Origin of the sequence: Oceanicola granulosus HTCC2516 (genome assembly GCF_000153305.1) — a bacterium.
In the GTDB taxonomy this organism is placed as follows: Bacteria; Pseudomonadota; Alphaproteobacteria; order Rhodobacterales; family Rhodobacteraceae; genus Oceanicola; species Oceanicola granulosus.
The window spans coordinates 252,363-270,010 of record NZ_CH724107.1; the positions used below are offsets into that span (position 1 = coordinate 252,363).

Below are 17,648 nucleotides of genomic sequence, written 5' to 3' on the forward strand. Positions count from 1 at the left end.
TCTCGCGGTGCGGGCGTCTCAGCCGACGAAGGCCTTCTCGACCACGAACTCGGCGGGATCGGAATTGGCGCCCTCGCGCAGGCCGTGGGCCTCGAGCAGGGCCTTGATGTCCTTGTTGAACTCGAGCGAGCCGCAGACCATAGCGCGGTCGGTGGCCGGGTCGAGGGCGGGGACACCGAGGTCGGCGAACAGCTCGGCCGACTCGATTAGCGTGGTGATGCGGCCCATCTTCGGGCTCTCCTCGCGGGTCGTGGTCGGGTAGTAGCGCAGCTTGTCGAGGCCGTCGCCGAGCAGCTCCTGCATCATCTCGTCGGCGCGCAGGTTGTCGATCAGCGTGCGGCCGTACTCGAGCTCGGCCACGTCGCGGCAGGTGTGGGTGACGATGACCTCGTCGTAGGCCTCGTAGGTCTCCGGGTCGCGCAGCAGCGAGGCGAAGGGGGCGAAGCCGGTGCCGGTGGAGAAGAAGTAGAGCCGCTTGCCCGGCAGCAGCGCGTCGTGGACGAGGGTGCCCACGGGCTTGGGGCGCAGGATGATCTGGTCGCCCGGCTGGATGTGCTGCAGCTTCGAGGTCAGCGGGCCGTCGGGCACCTTGATCGAGTAGAACTCGAGCTCGTCGTCCCAGGAGGGCGAGGCGATGGAGTAGGCGCGCAGCAGCGGCTTGCCGTTGTCGCCCATCAGTCCGATCATCACGAACTCGCCCGAGCGGAAGCGCAGCGAGGCCGGGCGGCTCACGCGGAACGAGAACAGCCGGTCGGTGTAGTGGCGCACCTCCGTGACGATCTGGGCGTCGGGGAGGGCCTTCACGGGGCGGGCGTCGGCTTGGGTCACGGTGCTCTGTTCGGTCATGTCGGCTTTCGGGCGGGCGCTCGGGGCTCGCCGCTCTCCTTACTGTCTCTGTGTCGCTTGTGAAAGCTCAGCGGGCTGCGCCACGCAGCCGCGCCTGGTAGTCGTGCGCGCGCCAGTCGGCGCGGCGCAGCCATTGCGCCTCGTCCTGCCGCTGGGCGAGCTCGTCGGGGATCTCGACCTCGTCGAAGCCGATGCGGCGCGCCATCGCGTACTGGTCGGCGATGACGTGGCCATGGGCGCGCAGCCGGCCCTTGTAGCCGGCGCGGCGCAGCGCGGCGGCGAGCGAGAAGCCGCGCCCGTCGGAGAAGCTCGGGAAGTCGATCCGCACCATCCCCGCCGCCTGCGCGCGCCGCGCCAGCGCGGCGGCGTCGGCGTCGGAGGGCACGTCGAGCGCGGCCCCCGGGCCGGCCTCGGCGCCGTCGTCGGCATAGTCCACGAAGCTTCCGCTCCAGTCGTCCGGCCCGAAGCCGGTATCGGTCACGATCACGCTCATCATCTCTCTCCAGCCAGCTTCATCTGGCCACAAATATGCATGTCTCCGGGGCCCGTCAGGCCGCCGGCGCCTTGCCGCGCACCATGCGGCCGTCGACGAAGTGGATGCCGCACTCGTCCTTGTCGCTGTCGCGCCAGCGGCCCGCGCGGGGGTCTTCGCCGGGAGCGACGCGGGTGGTGCAGGGGGCGCAGCCGATCGACGGGTAGCCCTGCGACACCAGCGGGTGGCGGGGCAGGCGGTTCTCGGCGATGTAGTCCTGCACGTCCTGGGCGTTCCAGTGCGCCAGCGGGTTGACCTTGATGCGCCCGGTCGCCTCCTCGGCCTCGAAGAACTCCAGCGCCGTGCGCCGCCCGCCCTGGTAGCGTTTGCGCCCGGTGATCCAGGCATCGTAGGGCGCGAGCGCGCGCAGCAGCGGCTCGGTCTTGCGCAGGGCGCAGCAGGCGTCGGTGTCGCGGGTGTGCAGCTTGCCGTCGGGGTCGCGCGCGAGCTGCTCGGCGAGCGGGGCGCGCACGATCTTGAGGTTCTCGAGCCGCAGCTTGACCGCGAGATCGGCCTGGTAGGTCAGGGTCTCCGGGAACAGCATCTCGGTGTCGATGAACAGCACCGGGGTGGTGCGGTCGATCACCGAGACCAGGTGCAGCAGCGCGACCGATTCCGCGCCGAACGAGCTGACGAGGGCGATCTCGCCGACGTCCTCGTCGGAGAGCGCCTTCTCCAGCACCGCCGTCGCGCCGTGGTGGCGGTAGCGGGCGTTCAGGGCGGCGACACGCGCCTCTTGGCCGGGCGCGATATCACGCGGCATTAGCCCGCCCCTTGTCGTCGGCCGGGTAGAGCGCCGCCTTGAACGGGTCGGGCCCGAGGCGGCGGTAGGCTTGCAGGAACGTCTCGTCGGCGCTCTCGCGCACGTCGAGGTAGGCGAAGATGAGCCGCTCGATGGCCGGCACGACGCCCTCGGCCGGGAAGCCCGGGCCGGCGCGCTCGCCGATGGAGGCGGTCTCGGTGCCGTCGCCCCCGAGCGTGATCTGGTAGTTCTCGACGCCCGCGCGGTCGAGCCCGAGGATGCCGATATGGCCCACGTGGTGGTGGCCGCAGGCGTTGATGCAGCCCGAGATCTTGATCTTCATGTGGCCCACCTCGTGCTCGATCTTGAGCTCGTCGATGCGGGTCGCGATCTCCTGCGCGATGGGGATCGAGCGGGCGGTGGCGAGCGCGCAGTAATCCATGCCGGGGCAGGCGATGATGTCGGAGACCAGCCCGATGTTGGCCGTCGCGAGCCCGGCGCTCTTGAGGGCGGCGTGCAGCTCGGGGAGGTCGGCCTTGTGGACGTGGGGCAGGATGACGTTCTGCTCGTGACTGATGCGCAGCTCCTGGTGGCCGAAGCGCTCGGCGAGGTCGGCGAGCAGGCGCATCTGCTCGGCCGAGGCGTCGCCGGGCGTCGCGCCGTGCGCCTTCAGGGACACGGTCACGATGGCGTAGCCCTCGGCCTTGTGGGCGGCGAGGTTGGTGTCGGCCCAGGCGCGGAACACCGGGTCGGCGGCGCGGGCGGCCTCGTAGGCGTCGGTCGGCGCGGTCTTGAAGGCCGGCGGCGCGAAGGCCCCGGTCAGCTCGGCGAGGAGCTGCTGGTCGACTCCGGTGAAGCCCGGGCGGATCTCGGCGAAGCGCTCCTCGACCATGCGGCGGATCTCGTCGATGCCGTGCTCGTGGACGGTGATCTTGATGCGCGCCTTGTACTTGTTGTCGCGCCGCCCGATCAGGTTCCAGACCGAGACGATGGCCTCGCAATAGGGCAGCAGGTCTTCGAGCGGCAGAAACTCGCGGACCACCTTGCCGATCATCGGCGTCCGGCCGAGGCCGCCGCCGACGATGACCTGCACGCCGGTCTCGCCGTCGCGCTCGACCATCTGCAGGCCGATGTCGTGCGACTTGACGACGGCCCGGTCGTTGGGCGCGCCGGTGACGGCGATCTTGAACTTGCGGGGCAGGAACTGGAACTCGGGGTGATCGGTCGACCATTGCCGCAGCAGCTCGGCGACGGGGCGCGGATCGAGCAGCTCGTCGGCGGCGGCGCCGGCGAAGTGGTCGGCGGTGACGTTGCGGATCGTGTTGCCCGAGGTCTGGATGGCGTGCATCCCGACGTCGGCGAGCGCGTCGAGCATGTCGGGCACGTCGGCCAGCTTGGGCCAGTTGTACTGGATGTTCTGGCGCGTGGTGAAGTGGCCGTAGCCGCGGTCCCAGCGCTCCGCGATCATCGCCAGCTGGCGCATCTGGTCGGGGTTGAGGGTGCCGTAGGGGATCGCGACGCGCAGCATGTAGGCGTGGAGCTGCAGGTACAGCCCGTTCATCAGCCGCAGGGGCTTGAACTCGTCCTCGGTCAGGCTGCCGTCGACGCGGCGCTCGACCTGGCCGCGGAACTGGGCCACGCGCTCGCGCACGAAGGCTTCGTCGAACTCGGAATAGGTATACATGGGAAGTCTCGCTTTCTCGGCTAGCCGGGCGGGTCTACCGCGCCGCTTCGGCGGACTCGTCGGCCTGCTTGCCGTGGAAGTAGTTGGACGGTCCGAGGGTGCGGAACACCTCGCGGAAGTGCGTCGGCTCGGGGCCGTCGGGCCCGGCGACGGCGTCGGCGAGGTAGGGGCCGACGACGCGGTCGGGCTGGCTCGCCGCGAACACCAGCCGCACCTGCGCCTCGGCCTCGTCCTCGAGCAGCTCGGCCTCGCGCATGTCGGTGCTCCAGCGGTCGTCGGCGGTCAGCCAGACGGCGTCGCCCTCGAGCAGGGCGTTGGCGGTCACGACCTTGGGGGTGAACTTGCGGCTCATCGGGCAATCTCCGTGGTGAGGGCGGCGGGCAGGTCGCTCGGCAGGTCTGCGACCAGGTCGGGAGCGGCGGCGAGCGCGGCGCGGGGCGCGAGGCCGTAGAGGATCAGCGCGGGGCCGTCGAGGCCGGCCTCGGTGAGCGTCGGCTCGAGCTGGGCGAGGGTGGTCGCGAGCACCCGCTGGTCGGGGCGGGAGGCGTTCTCGATCACCGTCACCGGGGTCGCCGCCGCGGCGCCGTGCATCAGCAGCCGGCCCTGCACGAACCGCGCCGAGCGCTTGCCCATGTAGATCGCGGCGACCTCGCCGTCGCGGGCGAGCCCGGCCCAGTCGTGCTCGGCGAAGCCGGCGAGGTCGTGGCCGGTCAGCAGCCGCACGGCCGAGTTGCGGCCGCGCCGGGTGAGGCTCTGGCCGATGGAGGCGACGGCGGCGGAGGCGGCGGTGATCCCGGGCACGACGCGCCAGTCGATGCCGGCGGCGTCCACCGCCTCGATCTCCTCGTCGAGCCGGCCGAAGACGGTCGGATCGCCCGACTTGAGCCGCACCACGTGATGGCCGGCGCGGGCATGGGCGACGATGGCGGCGTTGATGTCGTCCTGGCTGACGGAGGGGCCGAAGCCTTCCTTGCCGGCCGAGACCAGCACCGCCTCGCGGCGGGCGAGCTCGAGGATCTCGGGCGTCACGAGGCGGTCGTGGATCACCACGTCGGCGGCGTCGAGGGCCTTGCGGGCCTTGAGGGTGAGCAGCTCCGGATCGCCGGGGCCGGCGCCGACGAAGTCGACGCGGCCGGGCGCGGCGTCGGCGGCGAGGTGCTCGGCGAGCAGGTTCTCCAGCGCCGCACGCACGGCGTCCTCGCCGGCCTCGATGGCGCGGGGACCGGCGCCGAAATAGTAGGCGCTCCAGAAATCGCGGCGCTTGCGGCCGAAGGGCAGGGCGTCGGCGGCGTGGCGGAAGGCCTTGCCAATGCGCGCGAGGGGGCCGAGCGTCGCCGGCAGGCGCGCCTCGAGGTCGGCCTTGATCGCGCGGGCGAGGACCGGAGCCGCGCCCTCGGTGCCGATGGCGACGGTGACGGGGTCGCGGTCGACGATGGCGGGGGTGATGAAGTCGCTGTCGAACAGGTTGTCGACGATGTTGACGAGCGCGCCGGCGGCGTGGCCGATGGCGGCGACGCGGGCGTCCTCGGCGGCGTCGTCGGTGGCGGCGTAGACCAGCCGGGCGCAGATCGCGTCGCCGTGCGCCAGCGGGCGGCGCACCAGGGTGAGCTTCCCTTCGGCGGCCCAGGCCTCGATCTCGGGCGCCGGACGGTCCGCGTAGACGGCGAGGTTGGCTTCGGTCTTCAGCAGCAGCCGCAGCTTGGCGAGCGCCGTCTCGCCACCGCCCGCCAGCACCACGCGCTGGCCGGAGAGGTCGAGGAAGATCGGGAAGTGCTGCATTGCGGGTCTCCGTTTCTCACGCTCGATATAGAACACTGTCCTTGTTGTTGCCTATATCCGCCGTAGAATAAGAACATCCGTTCCGTGTGAGCGGAAGTTTGGGACGCATGTGCAAGGCTGGGAGGGCTGGTGGAATGGCTGTTCGCGTAGACGAGACCGATCGGAGGATCCTGTCCGAATTGCAAGCGGATGCGAGCCGCTCGCTCGACGAGATCGCGAAGGCGGTGGGCAGTTCCAAGACCCCGGTCTGGAACCGGATCCGCAAGCTGCGCGAGGCCGGGATCATCGGCCGCCAGACCGTCGAGCTCGACGCCGACGCGCTGGGGTTCGAGGCGTGTTTCTTCGTGCTGATCCGCACGTCCGAGCACGAGGCGGCGTGGCAGCGGCGGTTTCTCGACGCGCTGCAGGCCCGGCCCGAGGTGCAGGAGGCGCACCGGCTGGCGGGGGATATCGACTACATCCTGAAGGTGCGGGTGAAGAACGCGCGCGCCTACGACGCCTTCTACCAGGCGCTGATCTCGGAGGTGCGGGTGCACAACGTGACGGCGTTGCTGTCGATGGAGGAGATCAAGTCGACGCAGGCGTTGCCGTTGTAGGGGCGGTACGCGGGGGGTGCGCGATGAATGCGCACCCTACGGCGGTGTCAGCCGTCGCGGCGGACGGGGCGGGAATCGGGGAGGGTGATGCGGGCCACCTGCTCGGCGATGGGCGGCACGGCGAGGGGGTGGGTGTCGGCCGCGAAGCGCTCGGGCGCGTCGAGACGGGTCCAGCTGCCGCGATGATAGACCTCGAGGCCGGAGAAGCGGGCCTTGTAGCCCATCTTCGGACTGCCGGGCACCCAATAGCCGAGGTAGACGTAAGGCAGGCCCATCTCGCGGGCCAGTGCGATGTGGTCGAGCACGACGTGCGTGCCGAGGGAATCGCGCGCGAGCGACGGGTCGAAGAACGAGTAGACCATCGACAACCCGTCATCGAGCACGTCCGTCAGGCACACCGCCGAGAGGCCGCCATAGGGGTGGCCGGCGTCGTCGGCGGGCTCGGTGTATTCGATGATGCGCGAGCGGATCGGGGTCTCCTCGATCATCGCGGCGAACTCGAAGACATCCATGTCGGCCATGCCGCCCGTCGCGTGGCGGCTGTCGAGGTAGTCGCGGAACAGCGCGTACTGGTCCTCCGTCGCCCAGGGCGCGGCGACGCGGCGGCGCAGCCGGGCGTTGCGCTTGAGCACCCGGCGCTGGCTGCGGCTGGGGGCGAAGCGCGAGATGTCGATGCGCGCCGACAGGCAGGCGGAGCAGTCGGCGCAGGACGGGCGGTAGAGGACGTTCTGGCTGCGGCGGAAGCCCTGCTTGGAGAGCGTGTCGTTGAGTTGCTCGGCGTTGTCGCCCTGCAGCGCGGTGAACAGCTTACGCTCCATCCGCCCCTCGAGATAGGGGCAGGGCTGCGGGGCCGTGACGTAGAATTGCGGCGCAAGGGGGAGCGTGTGGCGCATGGGCGATCCTCTCTTGTCCCGGAGGCGACGTTAACAACCGCCTCCCGTCGCGCCAAGCCCCCTGCGGGCGCGGCGGCGGGCTAGCGCGGACGCCGGATCGCGGCGGTGCCGAGGACGTGGTCGGAGAGGCCCTGGTGGCGGCGGGTGGTCAGCATCAGCCCGATGGAGGCGACCTGCGCCAGCATCACCGCGACCGAGACCTGGTAGCCCAGCGTGTGCAGGAAGGCGGTGCCGTTGGACAGCCGTTCGCCGTCGTGCTCGCGCAGTTCGATCCCCGCGACCATCATGCCCGGCGTCGCCGAGGCGGTGGCCAGCGACGACCAGCGGTAGAGGAAGCCCACCGCGAGCATCATCAGCGGGAAGAAGAACAGCCCCGTGAACAGGGTGAAGGGGACGAGGATGGCCGCGCCGATGGCGATGAGCGTCACGTCGATCAGCCACGCGACGAGGCGGCGCGTGGGGATGTGGCGGTAGAAGTCGGGCCGCAGGTCCGGGTCGGGGAGCCGGGTCGCGGCGAAGCGGTCGGGGCGGGAGGCGGCGTGCATCGGGTCCGATCCTTTCGGCGGCGTTGTCAGGGTGGGGGAGGCGGCCCCCGCATGGGGGCCGCATCCGGGCGATCAGGCCTCGCGGGCGTCGTTTTCGTGGGTGGCCTTGCGGGCGCGGTCTTCCATGAACTGGTCGAACTCGGCCTTGTCCTTGGCCTCGCGCAGGCGCTCGAGGAAGGCTTCGAAGCTGGCCTGCTCGTCCTCGAGCCGGCGCAGGGTCTCGGCCTTGTAGGCGTCGAAGGCGGCGTTGCCCGAGGAGCGCGTGGCGTAGGCGAAACCGGGGCGGCTCATGGCACGGGCGGGCGAGCGGCGGGAGAACATGCGTTTGCTCCAGATCATGTAGACGAGAAGGGCGAGGCCGACGGGCCAGATGAAGACGAAGCCGAGGATCATGGCGACGATCCAGGCACCGCGGCCACGTGCGTCGAGCCAGGCCTCGGCGCGGCCGAGCAGCGAGAGGATGTCGCGGGCCCCGAACGACTTCGACGGGGTGGACAGGGATGCGTCAGACATTTGGGTCTCCTGTTGGGGGCTGATGTAAATCCGTTTCACATATCAGCATATCGGAAGCCGGCCCGGACCCTTCAAGGGTTCATGTTAAGGTTTTTCACATGAATCGGGTAAGCGCCTGTTTTGAAACGAGTCTATCGGGGTGTCTCACTGGCTGAGCATGCCCGCGAGCATCGAGCCGAGGGCGACGAAATGGATCAGCATCAGCGCCCGGTCGTTCCAGAGGACGCCGACGATCAGCCAGCCGAGCACGCCGAACAGGAACAGGTAGAGGTTCCACGGCGTCCAGCCGAAGCCCGTCGCGGCGTAGCCGAGGATTTGGATGACGGACGCGACCCACTTGATTACGAAGGCGGTCTGGCCGGAGTTTCGGGCGCGGGGGGTGGCGAGCAGTTTTGCTGTTGTCATTGGTTGGCCTCCATGCGGCTGGTTGTGCTTTCAGGTAGGCGCTGTAGGCTGAGACGGCGAACCAGATGTGCTGGTGGCGGGATGGAGAAAATCTACTGTGGTGAGCGAAGCCGGGCTGCCGCCGCTGAACGGGTTGCGCGCCTTCGCGGCGGCGGGGCGGCATCTGAGCTTCCGCGCGGCGGCCGAGGACCTGGGCGTCACACAAGGGGCGGTGGCCCAGCAGGTGCGGGGGCTGGAGGAGGCGCTCGGGCTGCGGCTGTTCCTGCGCGAGCCGCGCGGGCTGGCCTTCACCGAGGCGGGGCGGGCGTATCATGCGGCGGTGACACGGGCCTTTGCGCAGCTCCTCGAGGCGACGGGGGCGCTGCGGGCGACGCCGTCGCGGGTGACGATCAGCGTGACGCCGACCTTTGCGTCGAAGTGGCTGATCCCGCGGCTCGGAGAGCTTGGCGAGGCGCATCCCGACATCGACCTGCGCATCACCGCGACCGACCGGGTGCTGAGCTTTCACGGCGACGGGATCGACCTCGCCGTCCGGCAGGGGCGGCCGCCGTTCGGGGCGAGCCTGCGGGCGAATTTGCTGTTCGCGCAGGAGGTCGTGGCGGTCTGCGCGCCCGGTCTCGTCGCGGGCGAGAGCCTGCCGCTCGACGCGGCGGGGACGGCGCGCCGGACCTTGCTGCACGACACGCACGACCTGTGGCCGGCGTTCGCCGAGGTGGCGTTCGGGCGGCCGGTCGCGCCGGCGCGAGGGCTGCGGCTCAACCAGACGAGCCTGACGCTCGACGCGGCGCTGGCGGGGCAGGGGATCGCGCTGGCGAGCCGGTTCCTCGTCGCGCGGGACCTGGCGGCGGGGCGGCTGGTGTGCCCGCTCGACGCGGTGCTCGACGGCGGGCACGGCTTCCACCTGCTCGCGCCGCGCCAAGGCGCGTCGGAGGCGGCGGCGCGGGTGCGGGGCTGGCTGCTGGCGATGGCGGAGCGCGCGTGAGGGGGCGCGCGTCAGCCGCCGGTGTGGCTCATGTGGCGGCTGACACGGCCGTCGACGGTCTGGCGGGAATAGTCGAAATCGTGGCCGCGCGGCTTGAGCGCGATGGCGGCGCGGATGGCGTCCTCGAGCGGCGCATCGGCCTCGCAGGCGCGCAGGGGCGCGCGCAGGTCGGCGTGGCCCTCCTGGCCGAGGCAGGTGTAGATCTCGCCGGTGCAGGTGACGCGCACGCGGTTGCAGGATTCACAGAAATTGTGGCTCAGCGGGGTGATGAAGCCGATCTTCTGGCCGGTCTCCTCGAGCCGGACGTAGCGGGCGGGGCCGCCGGTGCTCTCGGGAAGGTCGGTGAGGGTGTAGCGCTCGGCGAGGCGGGCGCGCAGGTCGCCGAGCGACCAATATTGGCCGAGGCGGTCCTCGTTGCCGATATCGCCCATGGGCATGACCTCGATCCAGGTGAGGTCCATGTCGCGCTCGGCGCAGAAGCGGGTGAGGGTGAGTAGCTCGTCATCGTTGAAGTCCTTCAGCGCGACGGCGTTGAGCTTGACGCGCAGGCCCGCCGCCTGCGCCGCGTCGAGGCCGCGCAGCACCTGGGGCAGGCGGCCCCAGCGGGTGACGCGGGCGAACTTGGCCTCGTCGAGCGTGTCGAGGGAGACGTTGACGCGGCGCACGCCGGCGGCGGCGAGGTCGGTGGCGAAGCGCTCGAGCTGGGAGCCGTTGGTGGTCAGCGTCAGCTCCTTGAGGGCGCCGCTGTCGAGGTGGCGCGACATGGCGTGGAAGAAGGTCATGATCTCGCGGCGCACCAGGGGCTCGCCGCCGGTGATGCGCAGCTTCTCGACGCCGAGCCGCACGAAGGCGGAGCAGAGCCGGTCGAGCTCCTCGAGGGTCAGCAGCTCCTTCTTGGGCAGGAACGTCATGTTCTCGGACATGCAGTAGACGCAGCGGAAATCGCAGCGGTCGGTGACCGAGACCCGGAGGTAGCGGATGGCGCGTTGGAACGGGTCGACCAGGGGGCTGTTCATGGGCGCAACCTATGGATCGGCCTGCCGCCGCGCAAGGCGGCTTGGGGTGTGGACAGCCCCGCCGGCGCCTCCTAGCTTCACGACCATGAGAGCCGCGATATTGATCCTGCCCCTCGGACTCGCCGCCTGTGCCAGTCCGTCCCTCCAGGAGGCCTTCGGCACCACGCCGACGTCTGCCGCCGCAACCGCAACCGGTGCCGCCGAACCGCTGTCGGCGACGCCCCCCGAGACGCTGGACCCGACCCCCCCGCCGCCGCCCCCGCCGGCGGCGCGCACGGTGGAGGAGTTCGACACCACCACCGAGGAAGACCGCGCCGAGGCGGTCGCCGAACCCGAGGCCGCGCCGTCGGCCGCGCTCGGCACGACCCAGGCGACGCTGGGCTCGCCGGCCGATCCGGGGATCTGGGTGAAGACGCCGCTGGTGAGCGAGACGGTCATGGGCCGGGTCGAGTACCAGGGCAACTCGATCAACGTCGAGCTGCGGCCCTCGGGCGGCGAGGCGGGCTCGGGAAGCCAGATCTCGCTCCCCGCGATGCGGCTGCTGGAGGCGCCGCTGACGGAGATCGTCGAGCTCGCGGTGTTCGCGAGCTGACCGGTCGGGCCGCGCGGCGCTGACGTCTCAGCGTCGCGCGGGCCGATGCCGGCGGCCGTGCATATTTTCGGCCAGATGAAGCGGCGGGGCGCGCGCTACTCGACCGTCACGGACTTGGCGAGGTTGCGGGGCTGGTCGACGTCGGTGCCCTTCGCGACGGCGGTGTGGTAGGCCAGCAGCTGGGCGGGCAGCGCGTAGAGGATGGGCGCGAGCCACGGGTCGACCTCGGGCATGGCGAGGCTCTGCCAGACGCCGTCGCCGGCTTCGCGGATGCCGGTGGCGTCGGACACCAGCAGGATCCGCCCGCCGCGCGCCATGACTTCCTGCATGTTGCTGATCGTCTTGTCGAAGAGCCCGTCGCGCGGGGCCATGACGATCACCGGGACGTGCTCGTCGACGAGGGCGATGGGGCCGTGCTTGAGTTCGCCAGAGGCATAAGCTTCGGCGTGGATGTAGCTGATTTCCTTGAGCTTCAGCGCTCCCTCCAAGGCCAGCGGATACATGATGCCCCGGCCCAGGAAGAGGATGTCGCGGGCCTCGGAGAGGCGGCGGGCGATGTCGCGGGTGGCCTCCTCGATGGCGAGGCCGTGGTTGACGAGGCCGGGCAGCGCGCGCAGGCCGGCGATCTTGTCGGCGAGGGCGGCGTCGTCGAGGCGGCCGCGGGCGTGGGCGGCCCGGAGCGCGAGCAGCAGCAGCACGGTGAGCTGGCAGGTGAAGGCCTTGGTGGAGGCGACACCGATCTCGGCGCCGGCGTGGATCGGCAGGACGAGGTCGCTCTCGCGGGCGATGGTGCTCTCGGTGACGTTGACCACCGCGCCGATCGTCTCGGCCCTGTCGCGGCAGTAGCGCAGGGCGGCGAGGGTGTCGGCCGTCTCGCCGGATTGCGACACGAACAGCGCCGCCGTGCCGGGGCTGATCGGCGGCTCGCGGTAGCGGAACTCCGAGGCGACGTCGACCTCGACCGGCAGGCGGGCGAGCTGCTCGAACCAGTATTTCGCCGTCAGGCAGGCGTAGAAGGCGGTGCCGCAGGCGACGAGGGTGAGCCGCTCGATGCGCGAGAAGTCGAGCCCCGGCTCGGGCAGCGCGATGGCGCCGTCGGCGAAGTAGGCGTCGAGGGCGCGGGTCAGCACGGCGGGTTGCTCGGCGATCTCCTTGGCCATGAAGTGCTTGTAGCCGGCCTTGTCGACGGCGGCGGCGTCGAGGTGGATGGTCTTGACGGGGCGGTTGACGAGCTGGCCGGCGGCGTCGCGGATCTCGAGCGAGGTGCGGGTGACGACCGCCCGGTCGCCCTCGTCGAGGTAGGTGATGCGGTCGGTCATGGAGGCGAGGGCGATGGCGTCGGAGCCGACGAACATCTCGCCGTCGCCGTGCCCGATGGCGAGCGGCGAGCCTTGGCGGGCGACGATGAGCAGGTCGTCCTCGCCCTCGAACAGGAAGCAGAGCGCGTAGGCCCCGGTGAGGCGCGAGATGGTGCGCTCGGCGGCGTCGCGGGGCGACAGGCCCCGGGAGAGGTAGTGCTGCGCGAGCAGCGCCACGGTCTCGGTGTCGGTGTCCGTCTCGTGGCCGATGCCGGCCTCGGCGAGCTCGGCGCGCAGCTCGCGGAAGTTCTCGATGATGCCGTTGTGGACCACGGCGACGCCGCCGGCGGCGTGGGGGTGGGCGTTGGCGGTGGTGGGGGCGCCGTGGGTGGCCCAGCGGGTGTGGCCGATGCCGGATTTGCCGGTCAGCGGCTCGTAGACCAGCAGGTCGGACAGGTTGACGAGCTTGCCCACGGCGCGGCGGCGGTCGAGCCGGCCGTCGGAGACGGTGGCGATCCCGGCGCTGTCGTAGCCGCGATATTCGAGCCGCCTGAGCGCGTCGAGCAGCAGGGGGGCGGCCTCGTGGCTGCCGAGGACTCCGACGATGCCGCACATGTCAGGCTCCCTTCTGGGCGTTCTTGAGGGATTTCAGGCGCGCGAACAGGCGGGTGGCGAAGCCGTCCTTGTTGACCTGCCGCCCGCGCGCGACGCCGAGGGCGCCGTCGGGGACGTCGCGGGTGATGACCGAGCCGGAGCCGGTCATCGCGCCCGCGCCGACACGGACCGGGGCGACGAGCATGGTGGAGGAGCCGATGAAGGCCTCGGCGCCGATCTCGGTGCGGTGCTTGAATACGCCGTCGTAGTTGCAGGTGATGGTGCCGGCGCCGAGATTGGCGCGCGCGCCGACCTCGGCGTCGCCGACGTAGCTGAGGTGATTTACCTTGGCGCCCTCGGCGAGGCTGGCGTTCTTGATCTCGACGAAGTTGCCGACCTTGACCCCCTCGGCAAGCTCGGCGCCGGGGCGCAGGCGGGCGTAGGGGCCGACCACGGCACCGGCGCTGACGTGGCAGCCCTCGAGGTGGGAGAAGGCGCGGATGGTCGCGCCGCTCTCGACGGTGACACCGGGGCCGAAGACCACGTGCGGTTCGATCACCGCGTCGCGCCCGACCGCGGTGTCGTGGCCGAGGTAGACGGTCTCGGGCGCGACTAGCGTCACCCCGTCCTCGGCCAGCGCGGCGCGGGCGCGGGCCTGGAAGGCGGCTTCGGCGTCGGCGAGCTGGGCGCGGGTGTTGACGCCGAGGGTCTCGGCCTCGTCGCAGCGCACCACGGTGGCGCTCAGGCCCCGCGCACGGGCGATGGCGACGATGTCGGTCAGGTAGTACTCGCCGCTGGCGTTGTCGTTGCCCACCTCGGCGACGAGGTCGAACAGCAGCCCGGCATCGGCGCAGACGACGCCGGAATTGCACAGGGTGATCGCGCGCTCCGCGTCGCTGGCGTCCTTGTACTCGACGATGCGCAGCAGCTCCTCGCCCTCGGTGACGAGGCGGCCGTAGCGGCCCGGGTCGGCGGCCTCGAAGCCGAGCACCACCACCGCGTGCTTGCGGCGGGCCTCGCGCATCGCCTCCAGCGTCTCGGGGCGGATGAAGGGGGTGTCGGCGTAGAGCACGATGGCGTCGCCCGTCGCGCCGGCGAGCGCCTCGCGGGCCTGGGCGACGGCGTGGCCGGTGCCGAGCTGGTCGGCCTGCACCACGACCTCGGCTTCGGGGGCCCAAGCCTTCGTCGCGGCTCGCACCGCGTCGGCGCCGTGGCCGGCGACGACCACGACGCGCGCGGGCTCGAGCGCCGCGCCAGAGCGTATCGCGTGGACGAGGAGCGGCGCGCCGGCGATCTCGTGCAGCACCTTGGGCCGGTCGGAATTCATGCGCGTGCCCTGGCCGGCGGCCAGCAGGATCAGCGACGTGCTCATGCTCTGCCTCACTTGTAGGTTGCGACCCTTCTATCCGTCCGCCACGCCGCTTCAACCCGATTGGCTTTCACTTCGCGTGACGCCCCGTTACAGGGGCGGAATGCGCACGGTCATCTTCGATCTCGACGGCACGCTCGTCGATTCCAGCGCCGACCTCATCGCGGCGGCGAACCATTGCTTCCGGGCGAGGGGCCTCGGCGACCTGCTCGACCCGGCGGCCGACGCCGAGACGGCGTTCCACGGCGGGCGGGCGATGCTGACGCTCGGCTTCTCGCGGGTGGACGAGCACGACAAGGCACTGGTGGAGGAGGATTATCCGCGCCTGCTCGAGGCCTACGGCGCTCGGATCGCGCGCCACACGACGCTCTATCCCGGGGCGATGGAGGCGGTGGGGGCGCTGGTGGAGGCGGGGTATGGTGTGGGCATCTGCACCAACAAGCCCGAGGCGCTGGCGGAGAAGCTGCTGGCCGAGCTTGGTGTGCGCGAGGCGTTCGGCGCGATGGTCGGGGCCGACACGCTGGCGGTGCGCAAGCCCGACCCGGAGCCGTTCCACGAGACGGTGCGGCGGCTCGGCGGGACGCCGGGGCGGACCTGCCTCGTGGGCGATACCGAGACCGACCGGCTCACGGCGCAGGCGGCGAAGGTGCCCTCGGTGCTGGTGACCTTCGGGCCGGCGGGCGAGACGGTCGCGCAGTGGGGGCCGGACGCGGTGATTGGCGCGTTCGGGGAGTTGGTGGAGGTCGTCGAGGGGTTGGGGCTCTAGGTGAGCGCGGGGAGGTGCGCAATGAATGCGCACCCTACTGGATGGGCGTATGAGCGAAGTATTCACCGGATCGTTTACGCAGCAGGAGCCGATCCCCGAGGCGGGGATCGCGGCGGCACTGGAGGTGATGCGGCACGGGCGGCTGCACCGCTACAACACCGCGCCGGGCGAGGCGGGGGAGGCGGCGCTCCTGGAGGCGGAGTTCGCCGCGATGGTCGGCGCGCGCTACGCGCTGGCGGTGGCCTCGGGCGGCGCGGCAATGAGCACGGCGCTGCGCGCGGTCGGGGTGCGGCCGGGCGACAAGGTGCTGACCAACGCCTTCACCCTCGCCCCGGTGCCGGGCGCGATCGCGGCGGTGGGGGCGGAGCCCATCTACGTGGAGGTGACCGAGGGGCTGGTCATCGACCTCGACGATCTCGCGGCCAAGGCGGGCGCGGCGGACGTGCTGCTGCTGAGCCACATGCGCGGCCATATCTGCGACATGGACCGGCTCATGGCGCTGTGCGACGCGGCCGGCGTCACCGTCGTGGAGGATTGCGCGCACACGATGGGGGCGAGCTGGGCCGGGGTGCCGTCGGGACGGCACGGATGGGTCGGCTGCTACTCGGCGCAGACCTACAAGCACGTCAATTCCGGCGAGGGCGGCTTCCTCGTCACCGACGACGACGAGGTCGCGGCGCGGGCGATCATCGGGTCGGGGAGCTACATGCTGTTCGAGCGCCACGCCAGCGCGCCGCCGCGCGAGGTGTTCGAGCGGGTGCGCTACGACGTGCCCAACGTCTCGGCGCGGATGGACAACCTGCGCGCGGCGATCCTGCGCCCGCAGCTCGCGGCGCTGCCCGGGCAGGTGGCGCGGTGGAACGCGCGCTACCGCGCCGTCGAGGTGGGCCTGCGCGACGTGCCGGGGCTGACGCTGATCGCCCGGCCGGCGGCGGAGGCCTACGTGGGCTCCTCGTTTCAGGCGCTGCTGGCGGACTGGGACGGGGCGGCGGTGCGCGAGGTGGTGGCACGCTGCGCGGCGCGGGGGGTGGAGCTGAAATGGTTCGGCGCGGCCGAGCCGGTGGGCTTCACCTCGCGCTACGACAGCTGGCGCTATGCGCCGGTGCCCGAGCTGCCGCGCACCGACCGGGTGCTGGCGGGGCTGATCGACATGCGCCTGCCGTTGACCTTCAGCCTCGACGATTGCGCCCTGATCGCGCGGATCATCCGCGCCGAGGTGTCGGCGGTGTACCAGGCGGGCGCGGCGGGGTAGTGGCCGGGGCCGGTGCGCGGGCTACGCTCTAGCGGCGAAGGAGCCCCCGCATGTCCGACCAGATCAAGGCGCTGCTGTTCAACACAACGCTCAAGCGCCGGCCCGAGGAGAGCCACACCCAGCTGCTGCTCAACGCGGTGGGCATCATCCTCGCCGGGCACGGCGTCGCGGTGGAGCGGGTGCACCTGCTGAGCCACGAGGTGCCGCCGGGGGTCTACCCGGACATGACGGAGCATGGCTGGCCGCGCGACGACTGGCCCGGGCTGTGGCGCAAGGTGCAGGCGGCCGACATCGTCGTCATCGGCACACCGCTGTGGCTGGGCGAAGAGAGCTCGGTCTGCCGGGTGCTGATCGAGCGGCTCTACGCGATGTCGGGCGAGCTCAACGCGCGCGGGCAGTCGTCGTTCTACGGCAAGGTGGCCGGGTCGGTGATCACCGGCAACGAGGACGGCATCAAGCACACCGCGATGACGCTGGGCTTCGCGCTCAACCACCTCGGCTTCACCATCCCGCCGCAGGCCGATTGCGGCTGGATCGGCGAGGCGGGGCCGGGGCCGTCCTACGGCGACGAGCAGGAGGACGGCGGGCGCGTCGGGTACGACAACGCCTTCACCGCGCGCAACACCACGATCATGGCGCACAACCTGCTCCACGTGGCGCGGCTGCTGGCGGGCGGCATCCCGAACGAGGGCAACGATCGGCGCGCCCTCGACGCGGGCACCTCGCTGGACCACGCCAACCCCGAATACCGCGCCTGACGCGGCGGCTCCGCGGCCCGTGATCGCAGGCGGGCCGCGGCTTGTTGACCGCCGGTGGGCGGGGGGGTAAGTCGGGCGTCAACGATCAGGCGTCAGGAGGCCGACATGGAAGAGTTTCTGAGGGAATACCTGCCGATCCTCGTGTTTCTCGGTCTCGCCATCGCGCTCGGGGTGATCTTCATCGGCGCCGCGGCGCTGATCGCGGTGCGGCACCCGGATCCCGAGAAGGTCTCGGCCTACGAGTGCGGCTTCAACGCCTTCGACGACGCGCGGATGAAGTTCGACGTGCGCTTCTATCTCGTGTCGATCCTGTTCATCATCTTCGATCTCGAAGTCGCCTTCCTGTTCCCGTGGGCCGTTGCCTTCAAGGACATGTCGATGGTCGGCTTCTGGTCGATGATGGTATTCCTCGGCGTGCTGACCATCGGCTTCGCCTACGAGTGGAAGAAAGGGGCGCTCGAATGGGAGTGACCGAAAAGCCCGACG

20 protein-coding genes are annotated in these 17,648 nt (G+C 71.0%); 7 read left to right on the forward strand and 13 right to left on the reverse strand.

What is annotated here, in order from left to right:
• Window positions 1-18 precede the first annotated feature (18 nt).
• The 6 genes from OG2516_RS01195 to cysG form a co-directional block, all read right to left on the reverse strand.
• Window positions 19-846 (reverse strand): ferredoxin--NADP reductase, encoded by an 828-nt coding sequence (locus tag OG2516_RS01195; RefSeq protein ID WP_007253760.1) that lies wholly within the window; start codon window positions 844-846, stop codon window positions 19-21.
• Window positions 847-913: 67 nt separating this feature from the next.
• The gene (locus tag OG2516_RS01200) at window positions 914-1,339 is read right to left on the reverse strand and encodes a DUF934 domain-containing protein (protein ID WP_040614862.1); all 426 of its coding nucleotides are present in this window, start codon (window positions 1,337-1,339) and stop codon (window positions 914-916) included.
• 55 nt (window positions 1,340-1,394) lie between these two features.
• A complete protein-coding gene (locus tag OG2516_RS01205; RefSeq protein WP_007253762.1) occupies window positions 1,395-2,141 on the reverse strand; it encodes a phosphoadenylyl-sulfate reductase in 747 nt (248 codons plus the stop codon).
• Window positions 2,131-3,804, reverse strand: a complete 1,674-nt coding sequence (locus OG2516_RS01210) for a nitrite/sulfite reductase (RefSeq protein WP_007253763.1) — start codon at window positions 3,802-3,804, stop codon at window positions 2,131-2,133. The genes OG2516_RS01205 and OG2516_RS01210 overlap by 11 nt, the downstream gene beginning before the upstream one ends.
• Before the next feature lie 34 nt (window positions 3,805-3,838).
• Window positions 3,839-4,156, reverse strand: coding sequence for a DUF2849 domain-containing protein (locus tag OG2516_RS01215; protein ID WP_007253764.1), 318 nt, complete (start codon window positions 4,154-4,156; stop codon window positions 3,839-3,841).
• Window positions 4,153-5,583 carry a siroheme synthase CysG gene (cysG, locus tag OG2516_RS01220; protein WP_007253765.1) on the reverse strand — a complete coding sequence of 477 codons (1,431 nt, stop codon included), beginning with the start codon at window positions 5,581-5,583 and terminating at the stop codon, window positions 4,153-4,155. Before cysG ends, OG2516_RS01215 begins: the two co-directional genes overlap by 4 nt.
• A gap of 134 nt (window positions 5,584-5,717) precedes the next feature.
• On the opposite strand from cysG, the gene OG2516_RS01225 reads away from it, so the two are divergent.
• Window positions 5,718-6,179, forward strand: a complete 462-nt coding sequence (locus tag OG2516_RS01225) for an Lrp/AsnC family transcriptional regulator (RefSeq protein WP_040614863.1) — start codon at window positions 5,718-5,720, stop codon at window positions 6,177-6,179.
• Between the two features lie 47 nt (window positions 6,180-6,226).
• On the opposite strand, the gene OG2516_RS01230 is transcribed toward OG2516_RS01225, so the two are convergent.
• From OG2516_RS01230 to OG2516_RS01245, 4 genes are all read right to left on the reverse strand, one after another.
• A complete protein-coding gene (locus tag OG2516_RS01230; protein WP_007253767.1) occupies window positions 6,227-7,072 on the reverse strand; it encodes an arginyltransferase in 846 nt (281 codons plus the stop codon).
• 80 nt (window positions 7,073-7,152) lie between these two features.
• The gene (locus OG2516_RS01235) at window positions 7,153-7,617 is read right to left on the reverse strand and encodes an RDD family protein (RefSeq protein ID WP_007253768.1); all 465 of its coding nucleotides are present in this window, start codon (window positions 7,615-7,617) and stop codon (window positions 7,153-7,155) included.
• 72 nt (window positions 7,618-7,689) lie between these two features.
• Complete coding sequence (locus tag OG2516_RS01240) at window positions 7,690-8,130, reverse strand: DUF2852 domain-containing protein (protein ID WP_007253769.1); 441 nt, start codon at window positions 8,128-8,130, stop codon at window positions 7,690-7,692.
• Between the two features lie 144 nt (window positions 8,131-8,274).
• Window positions 8,275-8,535 carry a DUF6552 family protein gene (locus OG2516_RS01245; protein ID WP_007253770.1) on the reverse strand — a complete coding sequence of 87 codons (261 nt, stop codon included), beginning with the start codon at window positions 8,533-8,535 and terminating at the stop codon, window positions 8,275-8,277.
• Window positions 8,536-8,632: 97 nt separating this feature from the next.
• On the opposite strand from OG2516_RS01245, the gene OG2516_RS01250 reads away from it, so the two are divergent.
• On the forward strand, window positions 8,633-9,517 hold the full coding sequence (locus tag OG2516_RS01250; RefSeq protein ID WP_007253771.1) for a LysR substrate-binding domain-containing protein: 885 nt from the start codon (window positions 8,633-8,635) through the stop codon (window positions 9,515-9,517).
• Window positions 9,518-9,528: 11 nt separating this feature from the next.
• On the opposite strand, the gene moaA is transcribed toward OG2516_RS01250, so the two are convergent.
• A complete protein-coding gene (gene moaA / locus OG2516_RS01255) occupies window positions 9,529-10,533 on the reverse strand; it encodes a GTP 3',8-cyclase MoaA (protein WP_007253772.1) in 1,005 nt (334 codons plus the stop codon).
• 100 nt (window positions 10,534-10,633) lie between these two features.
• Here moaA and OG2516_RS01260 point away from each other — a divergent pair, with 100 nt between their 5' ends.
• Window positions 10,634-11,125, forward strand: coding sequence for a hypothetical protein (locus OG2516_RS01260; protein ID WP_007253773.1), 492 nt, complete (start codon window positions 10,634-10,636; stop codon window positions 11,123-11,125).
• Window positions 11,126-11,220: 95 nt separating this feature from the next.
• On the opposite strand, the gene glmS is transcribed toward OG2516_RS01260, so the two are convergent.
• A complete protein-coding gene (gene glmS / locus OG2516_RS01265) occupies window positions 11,221-13,038 on the reverse strand; it encodes a glutamine--fructose-6-phosphate transaminase (isomerizing) (RefSeq protein ID WP_007253774.1) in 1,818 nt (605 codons plus the stop codon).
• A 1-nt stretch (window position 13,039) separates the two neighbouring features.
• Window positions 13,040-14,389: a bifunctional UDP-N-acetylglucosamine diphosphorylase/glucosamine-1-phosphate N-acetyltransferase GlmU gene (gene glmU / locus OG2516_RS01270; protein ID WP_007253775.1), complete on the reverse strand. Its 1,350-nt coding sequence runs from the start codon at window positions 14,387-14,389 to the stop codon at window positions 13,040-13,042.
• Between the two features lie 100 nt (window positions 14,390-14,489).
• Here glmU and OG2516_RS01275 point away from each other — a divergent pair, with 100 nt between their 5' ends.
• The 4 genes from OG2516_RS01275 (at window position 14,490) to OG2516_RS01290 (ending at window position 17,633) form a co-directional block, all read left to right on the forward strand.
• Complete coding sequence (locus tag OG2516_RS01275) at window positions 14,490-15,152, forward strand: HAD-IA family hydrolase (protein ID WP_007253776.1); 663 nt, start codon at window positions 14,490-14,492, stop codon at window positions 15,150-15,152.
• Window positions 15,153-15,201: 49 nt separating this feature from the next.
• Entirely contained in the window at window positions 15,202-16,404 is a 1,203-nt protein-coding gene (locus OG2516_RS01280) for a DegT/DnrJ/EryC1/StrS family aminotransferase (protein ID WP_007253777.1), read from the forward strand.
• A gap of 50 nt (window positions 16,405-16,454) precedes the next feature.
• Complete coding sequence (locus OG2516_RS01285) at window positions 16,455-17,162, forward strand: flavodoxin family protein (RefSeq protein WP_007253778.1); 708 nt, start codon at window positions 16,455-16,457, stop codon at window positions 17,160-17,162.
• Between the two features lie 105 nt (window positions 17,163-17,267).
• Complete coding sequence (locus OG2516_RS01290; RefSeq protein ID WP_007253779.1) at window positions 17,268-17,633, forward strand: NADH-quinone oxidoreductase subunit A; 366 nt, start codon at window positions 17,268-17,270, stop codon at window positions 17,631-17,633.
• The last annotated feature ends 15 nt before the right edge of the window (window positions 17,634-17,648 follow it).

Coding starts and splice junctions, on each gene's coding strand:
- cysG (WP_007253765.1), bottom strand. CDS start 5,583: ATGCAGCACTTCCCGATCTTCCTCGACCTCTCCGGCCAGCGCGTGGTG.
- OG2516_RS01235 (WP_007253768.1), bottom strand. CDS start 7,617: ATGCACGCCGCCTCCCGCCCCGACCGCTTCGCCGCGACCCGGCTCCCC.
- OG2516_RS01230 (WP_007253767.1), bottom strand. CDS start 7,072: ATGCGCCACACGCTCCCCCTTGCGCCGCAATTCTACGTCACGGCCCCG.
- OG2516_RS01205 (WP_007253762.1), bottom strand. CDS start 2,141: ATGCCGCGTGATATCGCGCCCGGCCAAGAGGCGCGTGTCGCCGCCCTG.
- OG2516_RS01215 (WP_007253764.1), bottom strand. CDS start 4,156: ATGAGCCGCAAGTTCACCCCCAAGGTCGTGACCGCCAACGCCCTGCTC.
- OG2516_RS01290 (WP_007253779.1), top strand. CDS start 17,268: ATGGAAGAGTTTCTGAGGGAATACCTGCCGATCCTCGTGTTTCTCGGT.
- glmS (WP_007253774.1), bottom strand. CDS start 13,038: ATGTGCGGCATCGTCGGAGTCCTCGGCAGCCACGAGGCCGCCCCCCTG.
- OG2516_RS01195 (WP_007253760.1), bottom strand. CDS start 846: ATGACCGAACAGAGCACCGTGACCCAAGCCGACGCCCGCCCCGTGAAG.
- OG2516_RS01240 (WP_007253769.1), bottom strand. CDS start 8,130: ATGTCTGACGCATCCCTGTCCACCCCGTCGAAGTCGTTCGGGGCCCGC.
- OG2516_RS01245 (WP_007253770.1), bottom strand. CDS start 8,535: ATGACAACAGCAAAACTGCTCGCCACCCCCCGCGCCCGAAACTCCGGC.
- OG2516_RS01200 (WP_040614862.1), bottom strand. CDS start 1,339: ATGAGCGTGATCGTGACCGATACCGGCTTCGGGCCGGACGACTGGAGC.
- OG2516_RS01225 (WP_040614863.1), top strand. CDS start 5,718: ATGGCTGTTCGCGTAGACGAGACCGATCGGAGGATCCTGTCCGAATTG.
- OG2516_RS01285 (WP_007253778.1), top strand. CDS start 16,455: ATGTCCGACCAGATCAAGGCGCTGCTGTTCAACACAACGCTCAAGCGC.
- OG2516_RS01210 (WP_007253763.1), bottom strand. CDS start 3,804: ATGTATACCTATTCCGAGTTCGACGAAGCCTTCGTGCGCGAGCGCGTG.
- moaA (WP_007253772.1), bottom strand. CDS start 10,533: ATGAACAGCCCCCTGGTCGACCCGTTCCAACGCGCCATCCGCTACCTC.
- OG2516_RS01280 (WP_007253777.1), top strand. CDS start 15,202: ATGAGCGAAGTATTCACCGGATCGTTTACGCAGCAGGAGCCGATCCCC.
- glmU (WP_007253775.1), bottom strand. CDS start 14,389: ATGAGCACGTCGCTGATCCTGCTGGCCGCCGGCCAGGGCACGCGCATG.
- OG2516_RS01275 (WP_007253776.1), top strand. CDS start 14,490: ATGCGCACGGTCATCTTCGATCTCGACGGCACGCTCGTCGATTCCAGC.